Here is a 13,323-nt window from a genome sequence, read left to right as displayed (position 1 = left end):
ATGCGCCTCAAATGCATTCGCCTGGCCGGCTTCAAGTCGTTCGTCGACCCGACCACGGTCAATTTCCCCAGCAACATGGCGGCCGTGGTCGGCCCCAACGGCTGCGGCAAATCCAACATCATCGACGCGGTGCGCTGGGTGATGGGCGAGAGCTCGGCGAAGAACCTGCGCGGCGAATCGATGACCGACGTCATCTTCAACGGCTCCAGTGGGCGCAAACCGGTCAGCCAGGCCAGCATCGAGCTGGTCTTCGACAACAGCGAAACCACCCTGGTCGGCGAGTATGCCGCGTACGCCGAAATTTCCATCCGCCGCAAGGTCACCCGCGACGGGCAGAACAGCTACTACCTGAACGGCACCAAGTGCCGCCGGCGCGACATCACCGACATTTTCCTCGGCACCGGGCTGGGGCCGCGCAGCTACTCGATCATCGAACAGGGCATGATCTCCAAGCTGATCGAGGCCAAGCCCGAAGAGTTGCGCAATTTCATCGAGGAAGCCGCCGGCATCTCCAAATACAAGGAGCGCCGCCGCGAAACCGAGAACCGTATCCGCCGCACCCAGGAAAACCTGGCACGCCTGACCGACCTGCGTGAAGAACTGGAACGCCAGCTCGAGCGCCTGCACCGCCAGGCCCAGGCCGCGGAAAAGTACCGTGAGTACAAGGCGCAGGAGCGCCAGCTGAAAGCGCAGCTGTCGGCCTTGCGCTGGCGCGACCTGGACGAGCGGGTACGCCAGCGCGAGTCGGTGATCGGTGACCAGGGCGTGGCCCACGAGGCACTGGTGGCCGAGCAGCGCAACGCCGATGCCAGCATCGAGCGCCTGCGTGACGGCCATCACGAGTTGTCCGAGCGGTTCAACCAGGTGCAGGGCCGTTTCTATTCGGTGGCCGGTGACATTGCCCGGGTCGAGCAGAGTATCCAGCACGGCCAGCAGCGCCTGCGCCAGTTGCAGGACGACTTCAAGGAGGCCGAGCGCACCCGTTTGGAAACCGAGTCGCACCTGGGGCATGACCGCACCTTGCTGGCGACCCTGGGCGAAGAGTTGGCCATGCTCGAACCCGAGCAGGAAATGACCCTGGGCGCCGCCGAAGAAGCTGCGGCGGCGCTGGAAGAGGCCGAGCTGGCCATGCACGGCTGGCAAGAGCAGTGGGACAGCTTCAACAGCCGCTCTGCCGAACCGCGCCGCCAGGCCGAAGTGCAGCAGGCGCGCCTGCAGCAGCTGGAAGCCAGCCTGGAGCGCCAGGCCGAGCGCCAGCGCAAGCTGGGCGAAGAGCGCGAGCAACTGGGGAGCGATCCGCAGGACGCCACCCTGCTGGATCTGGCCGAGCAGCTGGCCAGCAGCGAAATGTTGCTGGAAGAACTGCAGCTCTCCGAAGAACAGGTGGTCGAGGGTCTGGAAAGCGCGCGCGGGCAGTTGCAGCAGGCTACCCAGGCCCAGCAGCAGGCGCAGGGCGACCTGCAGCGCCTGGGCGGCCGCTTGGCATCCTTGGAAGCGTTACAGCAGGCAGCCCTGGAGCCGGGGGCGGGCGCCGCAGACTGGCTGCAGGGCCAGGGCCTGCAGCAACAGCCACGCTTGGCCGAAGGCTTGCGGGTTGAACCGGGCTGGGAGCTTGCCGTAGAAACCGTGCTCGGCGCTGACCTGCAGGCCGTGCTGGTGGACGATTTCAACGGCCTCGATTTTGCCGGTTTGGAACAAGGCGAGCTGCGCTTGCTGCAGGCCAGCGATGCCAGCGCGTCGTTGCCCGGCAGCCTGCTGGAAAAGGTCGAAGGCCGTGTTGATCTGGCACCCTGGCTGGGTCAGGTCAAGCCTGTCGAAGACTTGGCCCAGGCGCTGGCGCAGCGCACAGCGCTTGGCGACGGCCAGAGCCTGGTCAGCCGCGATGGCTACTGGGTTGGCCGGCACTTCCTGCGGGTGCGCCGTGGCGGTGAGGCCGAAGGCGGTGTGCTGGCGCGTGGCCAGGAAATCGACCGCCTGGGCCAGGAACAACTGCAGCAGGAAGCGGCGTTGGAACAGCTTGAGCAACAGTTGCAAACCCTGCGCGAGCAGCAGCTGGACCTGGAAGAACAGCGCGAGCAACTGCGGCGCCGCAGCCAGGAAGAAAACCGCCTGCACGGTGAACTGAAAGCCAGCCTCTCGGCCAGCCGTGCGCGCGCCGAACAGGTCGAGCTGCGCCGCCGGCGCTTGCAGGAAGAACTGGCCGAACTGGAAGAACAGCGCGCCCTTGAGCACGAACAACTGGGCGAAGCCCGCTTGTTGCTGCAAGAGGCGGTGGAGCTGATGGCCCAGGACACCGAGCAGCGCGAGCAATTGATGGCCGGCCGCGACGCCCTGCGCGAAAGCCTCGACCGGGTGCGCCAGGAGGCCCGCCAGCACAAGGATCACGCCCACCAGCTGGCCGTGCGGCTGGGCTCGCTGCGTGCGCAGCATGACTCCACCCGCCAGGCCCTGGAGCGCCTGGAGCAGCAAGCAGCAAGGCTGACCGAGCGCCAGGAGCAACTGAGCCTGAACCTGGAGGAGGGCGAGGCGCCACAGGAGGAGTTGCGCCTGAAGCTCGAAGCGCTGCTGGAACTGCGCATGAGTGTTGACGAGGAAATGCGCCTGGCGCGCCTGCACATGGACGAAGCCGACCGCGAATTGCGCGAGGCCGAGAAGCGCCGCACGCAGGCCGAGCAGCAGGCGCTGTTGTTGCGCGGCCAGCTGGAGCAGCTGCGGCTGGAGTGCCAAGGCCTGGATGTGCGGCGCAAGACCCTGCAGGAGCAGCTGCTGGCCGACGGTTACGACCTGCAAGGGGTGCTCGCCACCCTGGAGGCCGATGCCAGCGAGCAGGGCACCGAACAGGCGCTGGAGCAACTCGAGGCGCGTATCCAGCGCCTGGGGGCGATCAACCTCGCCGCCATTGAGGAGTACGAGCAACAATCCGAGCGCAAGCGCTACCTGGATGCCCAGGACGCCGACCTGGTGGAGGCGCTGGAGACCCTGGAAAACGTCATTCGCAAGATCGACAAGGAAACCCGCAACCGCTTCAAGGATACCTTTGATCAGATAAATGCCGGATTACAGGCACTTTTCCCAAAAGTTTTCGGTGGTGGCAGCGCTTATCTGGAACTGACGGGCGAAGATCTACTCGATACAGGGGTGACGATCATGGCGCGACCGCCGGGCAAGAAGAACAGCACCATCCATCTGCTGTCCGGCGGCGAAAAGGCACTGACCGCATTGGCGCTGGTGTTTGCCATCTTCAAGTTGAACCCCGCACCGTTCTGCATGCTCGACGAAGTCGATGCGCCGCTGGACGATGCCAACGTCGGGCGCTACGCGCGCCTGGTCAAGGAAATGAGTGAGAGCGTGCAGTTCATCTACATCACCCACAACAAGATTGCGATGGAGATGGCCGATCAACTGATGGGGGTAACCATGCATGAACCCGGTTGTTCACGTCTTGTTGCAGTTGATGTGGAGGCCGCCATGGCCATGGTCGATGCGTGATGTGCGACGATGCGGGCACTTTCTCCAACGAAATGCCCCCGTCATGTGCGACAGACGGTGTAAAGTTGTCTTTGGTCGTGCTAGCTTAATGTCACTCGTTTATTGCGTGGGTAAAACGCCTGTCAGAACATAGAGTTGGCGCCACGTGTTAAAGGGCTTTGAACCCTTTGTTTTCAAGCATATTTTTATAGAGGCACGGGATTACATGGAAATCGGTCTGCGCGAGTGGCTGATCCTCATCGGCATCATTGTCATTGCCGGTATTCTTTTCGACGGCTGGCGCCGCATGCGCGGCGGCAAAGGCAAGTTGAAATTCCGTCTGGACCGCAGTTATTCCAACCTGCCGGACGAAGAGGGCGGCAGTGCCGAAGTACTCGGCCCGTCGCGGGTACTGGATACCCATAAAGAACCGGAACTGGACGAAAGCGACCTGCCTTCGCTCAGCGCCTCGGCGCGTGACCGCGAACGCGAGCCAAAGCCGGCCAAGGCCAGCAAGCGTGGCAAGCGCGCCACAACCGCGGCCGATGTGCAGCAGGGCGACCTGGGCCTGAGCGCCGAGCCGCGCGAGCCCGACCTGTTCACCGACAGCGACGACGACTTCGCCGCCGAAAATACCCGTGGCAACCCGGCGCCCGCTGCCAGCAGCAGCGTCAAGGAGCTGCCACCGGCCGAAGAGGTGCTGGTCATCAGCGTCATTTCCCGCGACGAGGGTGGCTTCAAGGGCCCGGCATTGTTGCAGAACATTCTTGAAAGCGGCCTGCGCTTCGGCGAAATGGACATCTTCCACCGCCACGAAAGCATGGCCGGCCACGGCGAAGTGCTGTTCTCCATGGCCAATGCGGTCAAGCCTGGTGTGTTCGACCTGGACGACATCGACCATTTCAGCACCCGTGCGGTGAGCTTCTTCCTCGGCCTGCCTGGCCCACGTCATCCGAAGCAGGCCTTTGACGTGATGGTGGCGGCCGCGCGCAAGCTGGCACATGAACTGAACGGTGAGCTCAAGGACGACCAGCGCAGCGTGCTGACCGCCCAGACCATCGAGCACTATCGCCAGCGCATCGTCGAGTTCGAGCGCCGTGCGCTGACCCAGAAGCGCTGACAGATCCAACGAAAGAGCAGCCTGAGGGCGTGCGGGTCGGTTCGGGTGTTGTTACCTGTTCCGGCCCTGTCGCCGGTAAGCCAGCTCCCACAATTTCCTGTGGGAGCTGGCTTGCCGGCGACAGGGCCGGGGCAGGCATCGCTAGTCCAGACCCCAGCCACCACCCCAGGCTGCTCTTTTGCTTTGCAAGAGAAGACAAACCCCATGACCGCCGAAACCCGTATCCACGAACTGCGCGCCGAACTCGACCAGCACAACTACCGCTACTACGTGCTCGACGAGCCCAGTGTGCCCGACGCCGAATACGACCGCCTGTTCAACGAGCTCAAGGCGTTGGAAGCCGAACACCCGCACCTGGTTACCCCCGACTCGCCCACCCAGCGCGTCGGCGGTGCAGCCCTGTCGGCCTTTAGCCAGGTGCGCCATGAAGTGCCCATGCTCAGCCTGGGCAACGCCTTCGAGGAAGCCGACCTGCGTGAGTTCGGCCGCCGTGTGGTGGACGGCCTCGATCAGCCGGGCGCGGTTGACTACAGCTGCGAACCCAAGCTCGATGGCCTGGCCGTTAGCCTGTTGTACCGCGACGGCCTGCTGGTGCAGGGTGCCACGCGCGGCGACGGCACCACTGGCGAAGATATCAGCGCCAACGTACGCACCGTGCGCAACATTCCGCTGAAGTTGCACGGCGAGGGCTGGCCCGCGGTGCTGGAAGTGCGTGGCGAGGTCTACATGAGCAAGGCCGGCTTCGACCGCCTCAATGCAGCCCAGGCCGAAGCCGGCGGCAAGACCTTCGCCAACCCCCGCAACGCGGCTGCCGGTAGCCTGCGCCAGCTCGATTCGAAAATCACGGCCAGCCGCCCGCTGGAGTTCTGCTGCTACGGCGTCGGTCAGCTGTCTGCCAGCATCGGCGACAGCCATATCGGCATCCTTGAACAGCTCAAGGCATGGGGCCTGCCGATCAGCCGCGAGCTCAAGCATGCGGCAGGGATCGAAGAGTGCCTGGATTACTACCGCGACATCGGCGAGCGGCGCAACAGCCTGCCGTATGAAATCGATGGTGTGGTATTCAAGGTCAACAGCCTGGCCGCCCAGCGTGAGCTGGGCTTCCGCGCCCGTGAACCGCGCTGGGCAATCGCCCACAAGTTCCCGGCCATGGAAGAGCTGACCGAGGTGCTGGACGTCGAGTTCCAGGTCGGCCGTACCGGCGCGGTCACCCCGGTGGCGCGCCTGAAACCGGTCAAGGTGGCGGGCGTGACCGTGTCCAACGCCACCCTGCACAACATGGACGAAATCGCCCGCCTGGGCCTGCGCATTGGCGACACGGTGATCATCCGCCGGGCCGGCGACGTGATCCCGCAGGTGATGCAGGTGGTGCTGGAGCGTCGCCCGGACGATGCTCGCCCGGTTGCCGTGCCAAGCGAGTGCCCGGTGTGTGGCTCGCAAGTCGAGCGCACCCAGCTGGTCAAGCGCAGCAAGGGCAAGGAGACCACCAGCGAAGGGGCGGTGTACCGCTGTGTCGGCCGCCTGGCCTGTGGTGCGCAGCTCAAGCAGGCGATCATTCACTATGTGTCGCGTCGCGCCATGGACATCGACGGGCTTGGCGAAAAAAGCGTCGAGCAGTTGGTGGACGAAGGCCTGATCGGCTCGCCGGCTGACCTGTACAAGCTGCAGTTCGAGCAGGTGGTCGGCCTGGAAGGCTTCGCCGAGGTGTCCACCCGCAAACTGCTGGATGCCATCGAAGCCAGCAAGCGGCCGAGCCTGGCGCGTTTCATCTATGCGCTGGGCATACCGGATGTGGGTGAGGAGACGGCCAAGGTGCTGGCCCGTTCGCTGGGCAGCCTGGCGCGCGTGCAGCAGGCCTTGCCGCAGGTGCTGACGTATCTGCCGGACATTGGCCTTGAGGTCGCCTACGAGATTCACAACTTCTTCGAAGACGAACACAACCAGAAGGTTATCCAGCAGTTGCTCGATAGCGGCATGCACCTGCAGGACGAAGGCGAGTTGGCCGCCGAATTCGCGGCCAGCACCAGCTTGGCCGGCATGATCGCCAAGCTCGACATCGCTTCGGTAGGCCCAACCGGTGCCGAGAAACTGGTAGCCAAGCTCGACAGCCTGGACAAGATCATCGCTGCCGACGGCATTGACCTGCGCCAGGCACTGGCGGCCAAGCAGGCGGATGCGGTGCGTGAATTCTTCAAGGATGAGGCCAACCAGAAACTGGCGCGCGCGATCGAGGCGCAGTTGCTGGCGTTCGGCATGCACTGGACCAGCGAGAAGAAAGTCGCCGAAGGTTTGCCGCTGGCCGGCCAGACCTGGGTACTGACCGGTACCCTGGAGCGCATGAGCCGGGATGTGGCCAAGGACAAGCTGGAAAGCCTTGGCGCCAAGGTGGCCGGTTCGGTGTCGGGCAAGACCCAGTGCGTGGTCGCAGGGCCGGGGGCTGGATCGAAGCTGGCCAAGGCCAGCGAGCTGGGCGTGAAGGTGCTGGACGAAGAGGCCTTCGTCGCGTTCCTGGCCGAGCAGGGCATCACTATTTAAGTCCCTGCGCGCGCCACTTGTGGGAGCGGGCATGCCCGCGAACACCGGCAAAGCCGGTGCCACCCATCGCGTAGCTTGCTTCGCGGGCACGCCCGCTCCCACAGGCCTCGCGCCAGTCTCGCCTGCAGCGCCACCCCAACCCAGACAAGTCATTGAGAAATGATGACTTTTTCTGCTCCCAGAGGTTGTATCTGCCCCCAAGACCGGTACAATGGCGCCACTCGCTGCTCAGCGAGGCATGTAGTGGTGGCCCCATCGGTCCCCCCGCATTGATTACCCGTTAACCTGGTCAGGCCCGGAAGGGAGCAGCCATAGCGGGAACATCGAGTGCCGGGGTGTGGCTGGTGGGGCCGCCTCCATTTCCGGGGTCGGAAAACCTCAATCTGCTGCGAACGCCTTCTTTCTGTCCTGCTTCTCGCCCAATGCTCCCACCGCCGACAGCTTCATCAGTCGCTGGAATTTAGGGCAGGCCAGATGATCCTCCTCAGGGCACTGCGCCGCATGTCGCAAGCCTTTGCTCATCGCCTGTAGGCGCCTGATCCGTGCATCCAGTTCATCGGCTTTGAGTAGCAGCTTCTGCCGGTCGACCTGCAGATTCACCAGCATCGCTCCCATCTCATCCAGCGAAAACCCCGCAGCCTGGCCCAAGGCGATCAGCGCCAAGCGGTCGGTCACATCGGCTGCGAACTGGCGCCGCTGGCCGTGTGCAGCGAGCGATTTGAGCAGCCCTTTCTTCTCGTAGTAACGCAGTGTCGAGGCGGGTACGCCCGTGCGTTTGGCAACGTCGGCTATGTCCATTTTGGGTCCTTGACTTAAAGCTGGCTTCAACTTCTATGCTGCGTGGCGTGGTGATGACAGTCAATCTATGGGGGATTTTTCAATGACGTTGACTGCGATGTTTTCAGCGGCCTTGCCGATTGGTATCGGTGCTACGGTAGTGATGGACATGTGGGGCCTGTTGCTGAGGCGCTTTGGCGTTGCCACCTTGAGTTTCGCTATGGTCGGGCGTTGGGCGGGGCATCTGCTGAATGGGCGGGTGCGGCATCAGGCGATTGCCAGGGCTGAGCCGGTGCGGCATGAGCAGGTGTTGGGGTGGGGGATTCATTACGCCGTCGGCGTGCTGTTCGCGATATTGCTGGTTGGGTTTGTGGGGGAACGATGGTTGATGGCGCCTACCTTGCTGCCTGCGGTAGCGCTCGGTGTGGGCACGGCCGTTGCGCCGTTGTGTCTCATGCAGCCGTTGTTGGGGGCAGGGTTCTTTGCGTCGAGGACACCGGCGCCTGCGCGTAACTGCGTGAAGAGCCTGGCTACGCATTTTGTGTTTGGTGTGGGGTTGTTCCTGAGTGCGGGGCTGCGGGCCTCGGTGTGAGGACAGGCCAGGCGGTCAGAGCGAGCGCAGGATGAAAATGCCGGCAATCAGCATGAGCGCTGTAGAGAGGGCGCCAAGGTAAAACAGCAGCACGCCTGTCCAGGGGGAGGATGTTCTGAGCTTGCGCATTTCCTCGGCGAATGCCTCCGCTTCACTTCGTGCGTTTTCAGTGTGACTTGGGGGAGTGAAGCGCATTAGCGACTCCTTGTTACTGGATCGATCTAAAACTCACAGCTTGCTGGCCAGCGCCATGATGCCAACGATGGTCGTTACAACCGCTGAGCCAGTTGCTATGGGATACCAAAGTGCTTCTTGTCTGAGCTTACGCGCTTCTGCCACGAATTTCTGCGTCTCGGCGCCTAGCTTGCGGCCTTCACTTTGTAACTTCTCAAGTTCGAGGTGTTCGCGGTCATCCTGAAGCAAGCATGTTGTAGTCCATGGCACAGGCAGCACGCGAGCTCGAATCGGTCGCAATACCCTGTGGGAGCGGGCGTGCCCGCGAAACAGGCGACGCGGTATAGGCACCAGCTTCACCGTAGATCGCCTGCAAGCCAGCGACCACAGGGAGCGTGCTGGCTTGCAGCCTCTGTACATCACCAGCGCTTCTGTTTCACGGGCGAGCGACAGACGGGTTGCCGCTACGGCCCATCCCCGCATACCGCTGGAGGATCCGCTCGATTTCCCCCGTCTGCTTCAGCCGCACCAAGGCTCGCAGCAGCCCTTGTGTGGGTATCGCCGGGTCGTTGCGCACCATGCACCCCAGGTCCTGCTCCTCCAGCACTGCCAGCACTTGCAGTTGCCGAGCTGCCGGCTGCCCCTGGTTGAACCACTGCAGCGACAACTCGTTGCTCACTGCATGGCGATAGCGGTGGGCTTGCAGTTTCTGCAGGACCAGCAGCTGGCTGCGGCTGTCTTCGCGACTCAGCCGGCCTTGGTCCAGCAGGGGTTGCAAGGTTGGATAGGTGTACCCCAGCACTGTACCGATGGCCTGGGGCGGCAGTTGCTCTGCTGCGACCGGGTTGCTGTCGCCAAGGCGCCCCACCAGCACGTCGCGCTGGTGAAACAGCGGGATGCTCCAGACAAAGTCCCCCGGGCGGTCATTGAACCATTGCGTGCTGACGTAGCAGCGCACATCAATGTCACCGCTGTTCATGGCCTCCTGCAAGCGCAGCCTGGCCATCACGTGGTACTGCGGGCGTACCCCTGCTTCCCTGGCCAGCGCCTGTACAAGGTCATAGACCAGGCCCTCAACCGGCTGGTCATCTTCAATCCGCACCAGCGGCATGCTCCAGCTTTCAGCCACGGAAAAACGCAGCACCGGCTGTTCTGCCACGCTCTGGGTAGCCCAGACCAACAGCAAGGCCAGCAGTTTTCGCAAAAGCATCTCCTCCCTGGACAACAGGCGCCCGATTCATAGCTTAGACGAGCTGCGCAGGGTGCAATTTTGCCCCCGCTCCGCTAGCATTAGCGATCTTCCGCTCGATCAGGCTACGATGGTTTTTCGATGAGTTATCAGGTTCTTGCACGTAAATGGCGTCCGCGCTCGTTCCGCGAAATGGTCGGCCAGACCCATGTGCTCAAGGCCTTGATCAATGCCTTGGACAACCAGCGCCTGCACCATGCCTACCTGTTCACGGGTACTCGTGGCGTGGGCAAGACTACCATTGCCCGTATCATCGCCAAATGCCTGAACTGCGAGACGGGCATCACCTCCACGCCCTGCGGCACCTGTTCGGTGTGCCGGGAGATCGACGAGGGCCGCTTCGTCGACCTGATCGAAATCGACGCCGCCAGCCGTACCAAGGTCGAAGACACCCGCGAACTGCTCGATAACGTGCAGTACGCGCCCAGCCGTGGGCGCTTCAAGGTCTACCTGATCGACGAAGTGCACATGCTCTCGACGCACTCGTTCAATGCCTTGCTCAAGACCCTGGAAGAGCCGCCGCCGTACGTCAAGTTCATCCTGGCCACCACCGATCCGCAGAAGCTGCCGGCCACCATCCTGTCGCGTTGCCTGCAGTTCTCGCTGAAGAACATGAGCCCAGAGCGGGTGGTCGAGCACCTCAGCCATGTGCTGGCTGCGGAGAACGTCCCGTTCGAGGCAGATGCCCTGTGGCTGTTGGGCCGCGCCGCCGACGGTTCCATGCGTGACGCCATGAGCCTGACCGACCAGGCCATCGCATTCGGCGAAGGCAAGGTGCTGGCCGCCGATGTGCGGGCCATGCTCGGTAGCCTCGACCAAGGGCAGGTCTATGGGGTGCTGCAGGCGCTGCTCGAGGGCGATGCCCGGGCCCTGCTGGAGGCCGTGCGCAACCTGGCCGAGCAAGGGCCGGACTGGGCTGGCGTGCTGGCGGAAATGCTCAACGTGCTGCACCGTGTAGCCATCGCCCAGGCGCTGCCCGAGGCAGTGGACAACGGCCAGGGCGACCGTGATCGGGTGCTGGCGCTGGCCCAGGCATTACCGGCCGAGGATGTGCAGTTCTATTACCAGATGGGCCTGATCGGCCGGCGTGACCTGCCGCTGGCGCCGGACCCGCGTGGTGGCTTCGAGATGGTCTTGTTGCGAATGCTCGCCTTCCGCCCGGCCGACACCGACGACGCGCCGAAACCGGTGCTAAAGCCAGTGGGGATCAGCCAGGCCACAGCTGATCCTGCAAACCCGGTGGCAGCCCCTGCGCCTGCCGTGCCGCCGCCCGCCGCCGAGCCTGCGCCCGCTGCGCCCGCTGCGCCCGCGCCGCTGGTAGTGCCGCCGCCAGCCACGGTGGACCATGAGCCCGAGCTGCCCGCAGACGCCGAGCTGAGGGCCGAAGTCGAGGCCATTTCGGTGCCTGAGCCCGTCGCCGAGGTGGTCGACCTGCCGTGGGAGGACCCAGCCCCGGCCAGCGCGCCTGTTGCAGAGCCTGTTGCCGAGCCCGCGTCAGCCCCGCGGCCGACCCCTACGGCCGCGCCTGCCGTGCATGACGAGCCGCCTTTCGACCCGTCTGCCTACGCCGCCGTTGGCATGGACCGGGACGACGAGCCGCCGCTGGACGAAGACTACTATGGCGGCGAAAGCGATCCGGTTGGCTTCAGCTACCTCGACGAGTTAGCCGAACACGTTCAGGAAGAAGCCCCTGCGCCCGCGCCTGCTCCGTTGCCAGCCGCCAAGCCGGCCACCGGTCTGGCCCTGCAATGGCTGGAATTATTCCCACAGTTGCCTGTCTCCGGTATGACAGGCAACATCGCAGCAAACTGTACGCTGATTGCCGCTGATGGCGACGACTGGCTGCTGCACCTGGACCCAGGCCAGGGTGCGCTGTTCAACACGACCCAGCAGCGGCGCCTGAACGAGGCGCTCAACCAGCATCTGGGGCGCACGTTGAACCTGCGCATCGAACTGGTGCTGCCCGAGCAGGAAACCCCGGCCCAGGCCGCCGCGCGCAAGCGGGCCGAGCGTCAGCAGGGCGCCGTCGCCTCGATCGAGCAGGATCCATTGATCCAGCAGATGATCAAGTTGTTCGGTGCCAAGGTGCGGCAGGATACTATTGAGCCTGTAGAAGCCCTGGCCAACCAGGGCCAGTAACGGATAACCCTGCGGCCGGCCCGGCGCCGGGCCGCATCAAATGACCCAATCGAGGTATACCCCCATGATGAAAGGTGGCATGGCCGGCCTGATGAAGCAGGCCCAGCAGATGCAGGAAAAAATGCAGAAAATGCAGGAAGAGCTGGCCAACGCCGAAGTCACCGGCCAGTCTGGTGGCGGCCTGGTGAGCGTGGTGATGACCGGTCGTCACGACGTCAAGCGCGTCAGCATCGACCAGAGCCTGATGTCGACCGATGAAGATGACAAGGAAGTGCTGGAAGACCTGATCGCCGCTGCGTTGAACGATGCAGTGCGCAAGGTGGAGCAGAGCAGCCAGGAAAAAATGGGCGGCATGACCGCCGGCATGCAGCTGCCGCCGGGCTTCAAGATGCCGTTCTAAGGCATGCGCCCTCGAAAACCGCCGCTGACACCAGCGGCGGTTTTTTTTGTGCGTACTCGCAGCCGCCGCGGTCATTATTCTTGACCCGGCGCGCTCCCACCCGGAGGCTGATTTGACGCCACTGCCCCCGCTGGGTATAAACCGCCCCTTATTGAATTGTCAGGCCTTCCCCATGAGCTTCAGCCCCCTTATCCGCCAATTGATCGACGGCCTGCGCATCTTGCCAGGTGTAGGCCAGAAAACCGCCCAGCGTATGGCCCTGCAACTGCTCGAGCGTGACCGTAGCGGGGGGCTGCGCCTGGCCCAGGCTTTGACCCAGGCCATGGAAGGGGTAGGGCATTGCCGGCAGTGCCGCACCTTGACCGAGCAGGACCTGTGCCCACAGTGTGCTGACCCGCGGCGTGACGACACCCAGTTGTGTGTGGTTGAAGGGCCGACCGATGTGTATGCGGTCGAGCAGGCCGGCTACCGCGGCCGTTACTTCGTGCTCAAAGGCCACCTGTCGCCACTGGACGGCCTGGGGCCGGAGGCCATCGGCATTCCGCAACTGATGGCGCGGATCGAAGAGCAGGGTACCTTTACCGAGGTGATCCTGGCGACCAACCCGACCGTGGAAGGCGAGGCGACGGCGCATTACATCGCGCAACTGCTCAATGAAAAAGGCCTGGTGGCCTCGCGCATCGCCCATGGTGTACCCCTGGGCGGGGAGCTCGAACTGGTGGATGGCGGGACACTGGCCCATGCCTTTGCCGGGCGGCGGCCGATTTCGCTCTGAAGCTGCAAGCTACAAGCTACAAGCTACAAGCTACAAGCTACAAGCTACAAGCTACAAGCTACAAGCTACAAGCTACAAGCTACAAGCTACAAGC

Annotated in this window: 11 protein-coding genes and 1 other RNA gene; 8 read left to right on the top strand and 4 right to left on the bottom strand. The window is 63.6% G+C overall.

The window, feature by feature from the left end:
- From smc to ffs, 4 genes are all read left to right on the top strand, one after another.
- A complete protein-coding gene (smc, locus tag APH30_RS00055; protein ID WP_054911339.1) occupies positions 1-3,489 on the top strand; it encodes a chromosome segregation protein SMC in 3,489 nt (1,162 codons plus the stop codon).
- A gap of 205 nt (positions 3,490-3,694) precedes the next feature.
- Positions 3,695-4,588 carry a cell division protein ZipA gene (gene zipA, locus APH30_RS00050; protein ID WP_054911338.1) on the top strand — a complete coding sequence of 298 codons (894 nt, stop codon included), beginning with the start codon at positions 3,695-3,697 and terminating at the stop codon, positions 4,586-4,588.
- 204 nt (positions 4,589-4,792) lie between these two features.
- Positions 4,793-7,123 (top strand): NAD-dependent DNA ligase LigA, encoded by a 2,331-nt coding sequence (gene ligA, locus APH30_RS00045; protein ID WP_054911337.1) that lies wholly within the window; start codon positions 4,793-4,795, stop codon positions 7,121-7,123.
- Between the two features lie 253 nt (positions 7,124-7,376).
- An RNA gene (gene ffs / locus APH30_RS27400) (signal recognition particle sRNA small type) lies at positions 7,377-7,473 on the top strand.
- A gap of 28 nt (positions 7,474-7,501) precedes the next feature.
- On the opposite strand, the gene APH30_RS00040 is transcribed toward ffs, so the two are convergent.
- Entirely contained in the window at positions 7,502-7,921 is a 420-nt protein-coding gene (locus APH30_RS00040) for a helix-turn-helix domain-containing protein (protein ID WP_009683919.1), read from the bottom strand.
- Between the two features lie 82 nt (positions 7,922-8,003).
- On the opposite strand from APH30_RS00040, the gene APH30_RS00035 reads away from it, so the two are divergent.
- The gene (locus APH30_RS00035) at positions 8,004-8,492 is read left to right on the top strand and encodes a DUF2938 domain-containing protein (protein ID WP_054911397.1); all 489 of its coding nucleotides are present in this window, start codon (positions 8,004-8,006) and stop codon (positions 8,490-8,492) included.
- Positions 8,493-8,507: 15 nt separating this feature from the next.
- On the opposite strand, the gene APH30_RS00030 is transcribed toward APH30_RS00035, so the two are convergent.
- The 3 genes from APH30_RS00030 to APH30_RS00020 all read right to left on the bottom strand — a co-directional run bounded on the left by APH30_RS00030 (position 8,508) and on the right by APH30_RS00020 (position 9,876).
- Positions 8,508-8,687, bottom strand: coding sequence for a hypothetical protein (locus APH30_RS00030; RefSeq protein ID WP_009683917.1), 180 nt, complete (start codon positions 8,685-8,687; stop codon positions 8,508-8,510).
- A 33-nt stretch (positions 8,688-8,720) separates the two neighbouring features.
- Positions 8,721-8,915, bottom strand: coding sequence for a hypothetical protein (locus tag APH30_RS00025; protein WP_054911336.1), 195 nt, complete (start codon positions 8,913-8,915; stop codon positions 8,721-8,723).
- Between the two features lie 187 nt (positions 8,916-9,102).
- Positions 9,103-9,876, bottom strand: a complete 774-nt coding sequence (locus APH30_RS00020; RefSeq protein ID WP_054911335.1) for a transporter substrate-binding domain-containing protein — start codon at positions 9,874-9,876, stop codon at positions 9,103-9,105.
- Positions 9,877-9,996: 120 nt separating this feature from the next.
- Between APH30_RS00020 and dnaX the strand changes: the two genes are divergently transcribed.
- The 3 genes from dnaX (at position 9,997) to recR (ending at position 13,229) form a co-directional block, all read left to right on the top strand.
- A complete protein-coding gene (dnaX, locus tag APH30_RS00015) occupies positions 9,997-12,054 on the top strand; it encodes a DNA polymerase III subunit gamma/tau (protein ID WP_054911334.1) in 2,058 nt (685 codons plus the stop codon).
- A 64-nt stretch (positions 12,055-12,118) separates the two neighbouring features.
- Positions 12,119-12,454, top strand: coding sequence for a YbaB/EbfC family nucleoid-associated protein (locus APH30_RS00010; RefSeq protein ID WP_003254305.1), 336 nt, complete (start codon positions 12,119-12,121; stop codon positions 12,452-12,454).
- A gap of 172 nt (positions 12,455-12,626) precedes the next feature.
- Positions 12,627-13,229: a recombination mediator RecR gene (gene recR / locus APH30_RS00005; RefSeq protein ID WP_009683911.1), complete on the top strand. Its 603-nt coding sequence runs from the start codon at positions 12,627-12,629 to the stop codon at positions 13,227-13,229.
- The last annotated feature ends 94 nt before the right edge of the window (positions 13,230-13,323 follow it).

The sequence above is a fragment of the Pseudomonas sp. NBRC 111127 genome, assembly GCF_001320345.1.
Lineage (GTDB): Bacteria > Pseudomonadota > Gammaproteobacteria > Pseudomonadales > Pseudomonadaceae > Aquipseudomonas > Aquipseudomonas juntendi.
Note: the sequence above shows the minus strand (reverse complement) of the source record. Positions and strands in the feature narration are given on the sequence as shown.

Excerpts from the sequence above, each read along its gene's own strand:
- smc (WP_054911339.1), top strand. The coding sequence starts at position 1 with ATGCGCCTCAAATGCATTCGCCTGGCCGGCTTCAAGTCGTTCGTCGAC.
- zipA (WP_054911338.1), top strand. The coding sequence starts at position 3,695 with ATGGAAATCGGTCTGCGCGAGTGGCTGATCCTCATCGGCATCATTGTC.
- ligA (WP_054911337.1), top strand. The coding sequence starts at position 4,793 with ATGACCGCCGAAACCCGTATCCACGAACTGCGCGCCGAACTCGACCAG.
- APH30_RS00040 (WP_009683919.1), bottom strand. The coding sequence starts at position 7,921 with ATGGACATAGCCGACGTTGCCAAACGCACGGGCGTACCCGCCTCGACA.
- APH30_RS00035 (WP_054911397.1), top strand. The coding sequence starts at position 8,004 with ATGACGTTGACTGCGATGTTTTCAGCGGCCTTGCCGATTGGTATCGGT.
- APH30_RS00030 (WP_009683917.1), bottom strand. The coding sequence starts at position 8,687 with ATGCGCTTCACTCCCCCAAGTCACACTGAAAACGCACGAAGTGAAGCG.
- APH30_RS00020 (WP_054911335.1), bottom strand. The coding sequence starts at position 9,876 with ATGCTTTTGCGAAAACTGCTGGCCTTGCTGTTGGTCTGGGCTACCCAG.
- dnaX (WP_054911334.1), top strand. The coding sequence starts at position 9,997 with ATGAGTTATCAGGTTCTTGCACGTAAATGGCGTCCGCGCTCGTTCCGC.
- APH30_RS00010 (WP_003254305.1), top strand. The coding sequence starts at position 12,119 with ATGATGAAAGGTGGCATGGCCGGCCTGATGAAGCAGGCCCAGCAGATG.
- recR (WP_009683911.1), top strand. The coding sequence starts at position 12,627 with ATGAGCTTCAGCCCCCTTATCCGCCAATTGATCGACGGCCTGCGCATC.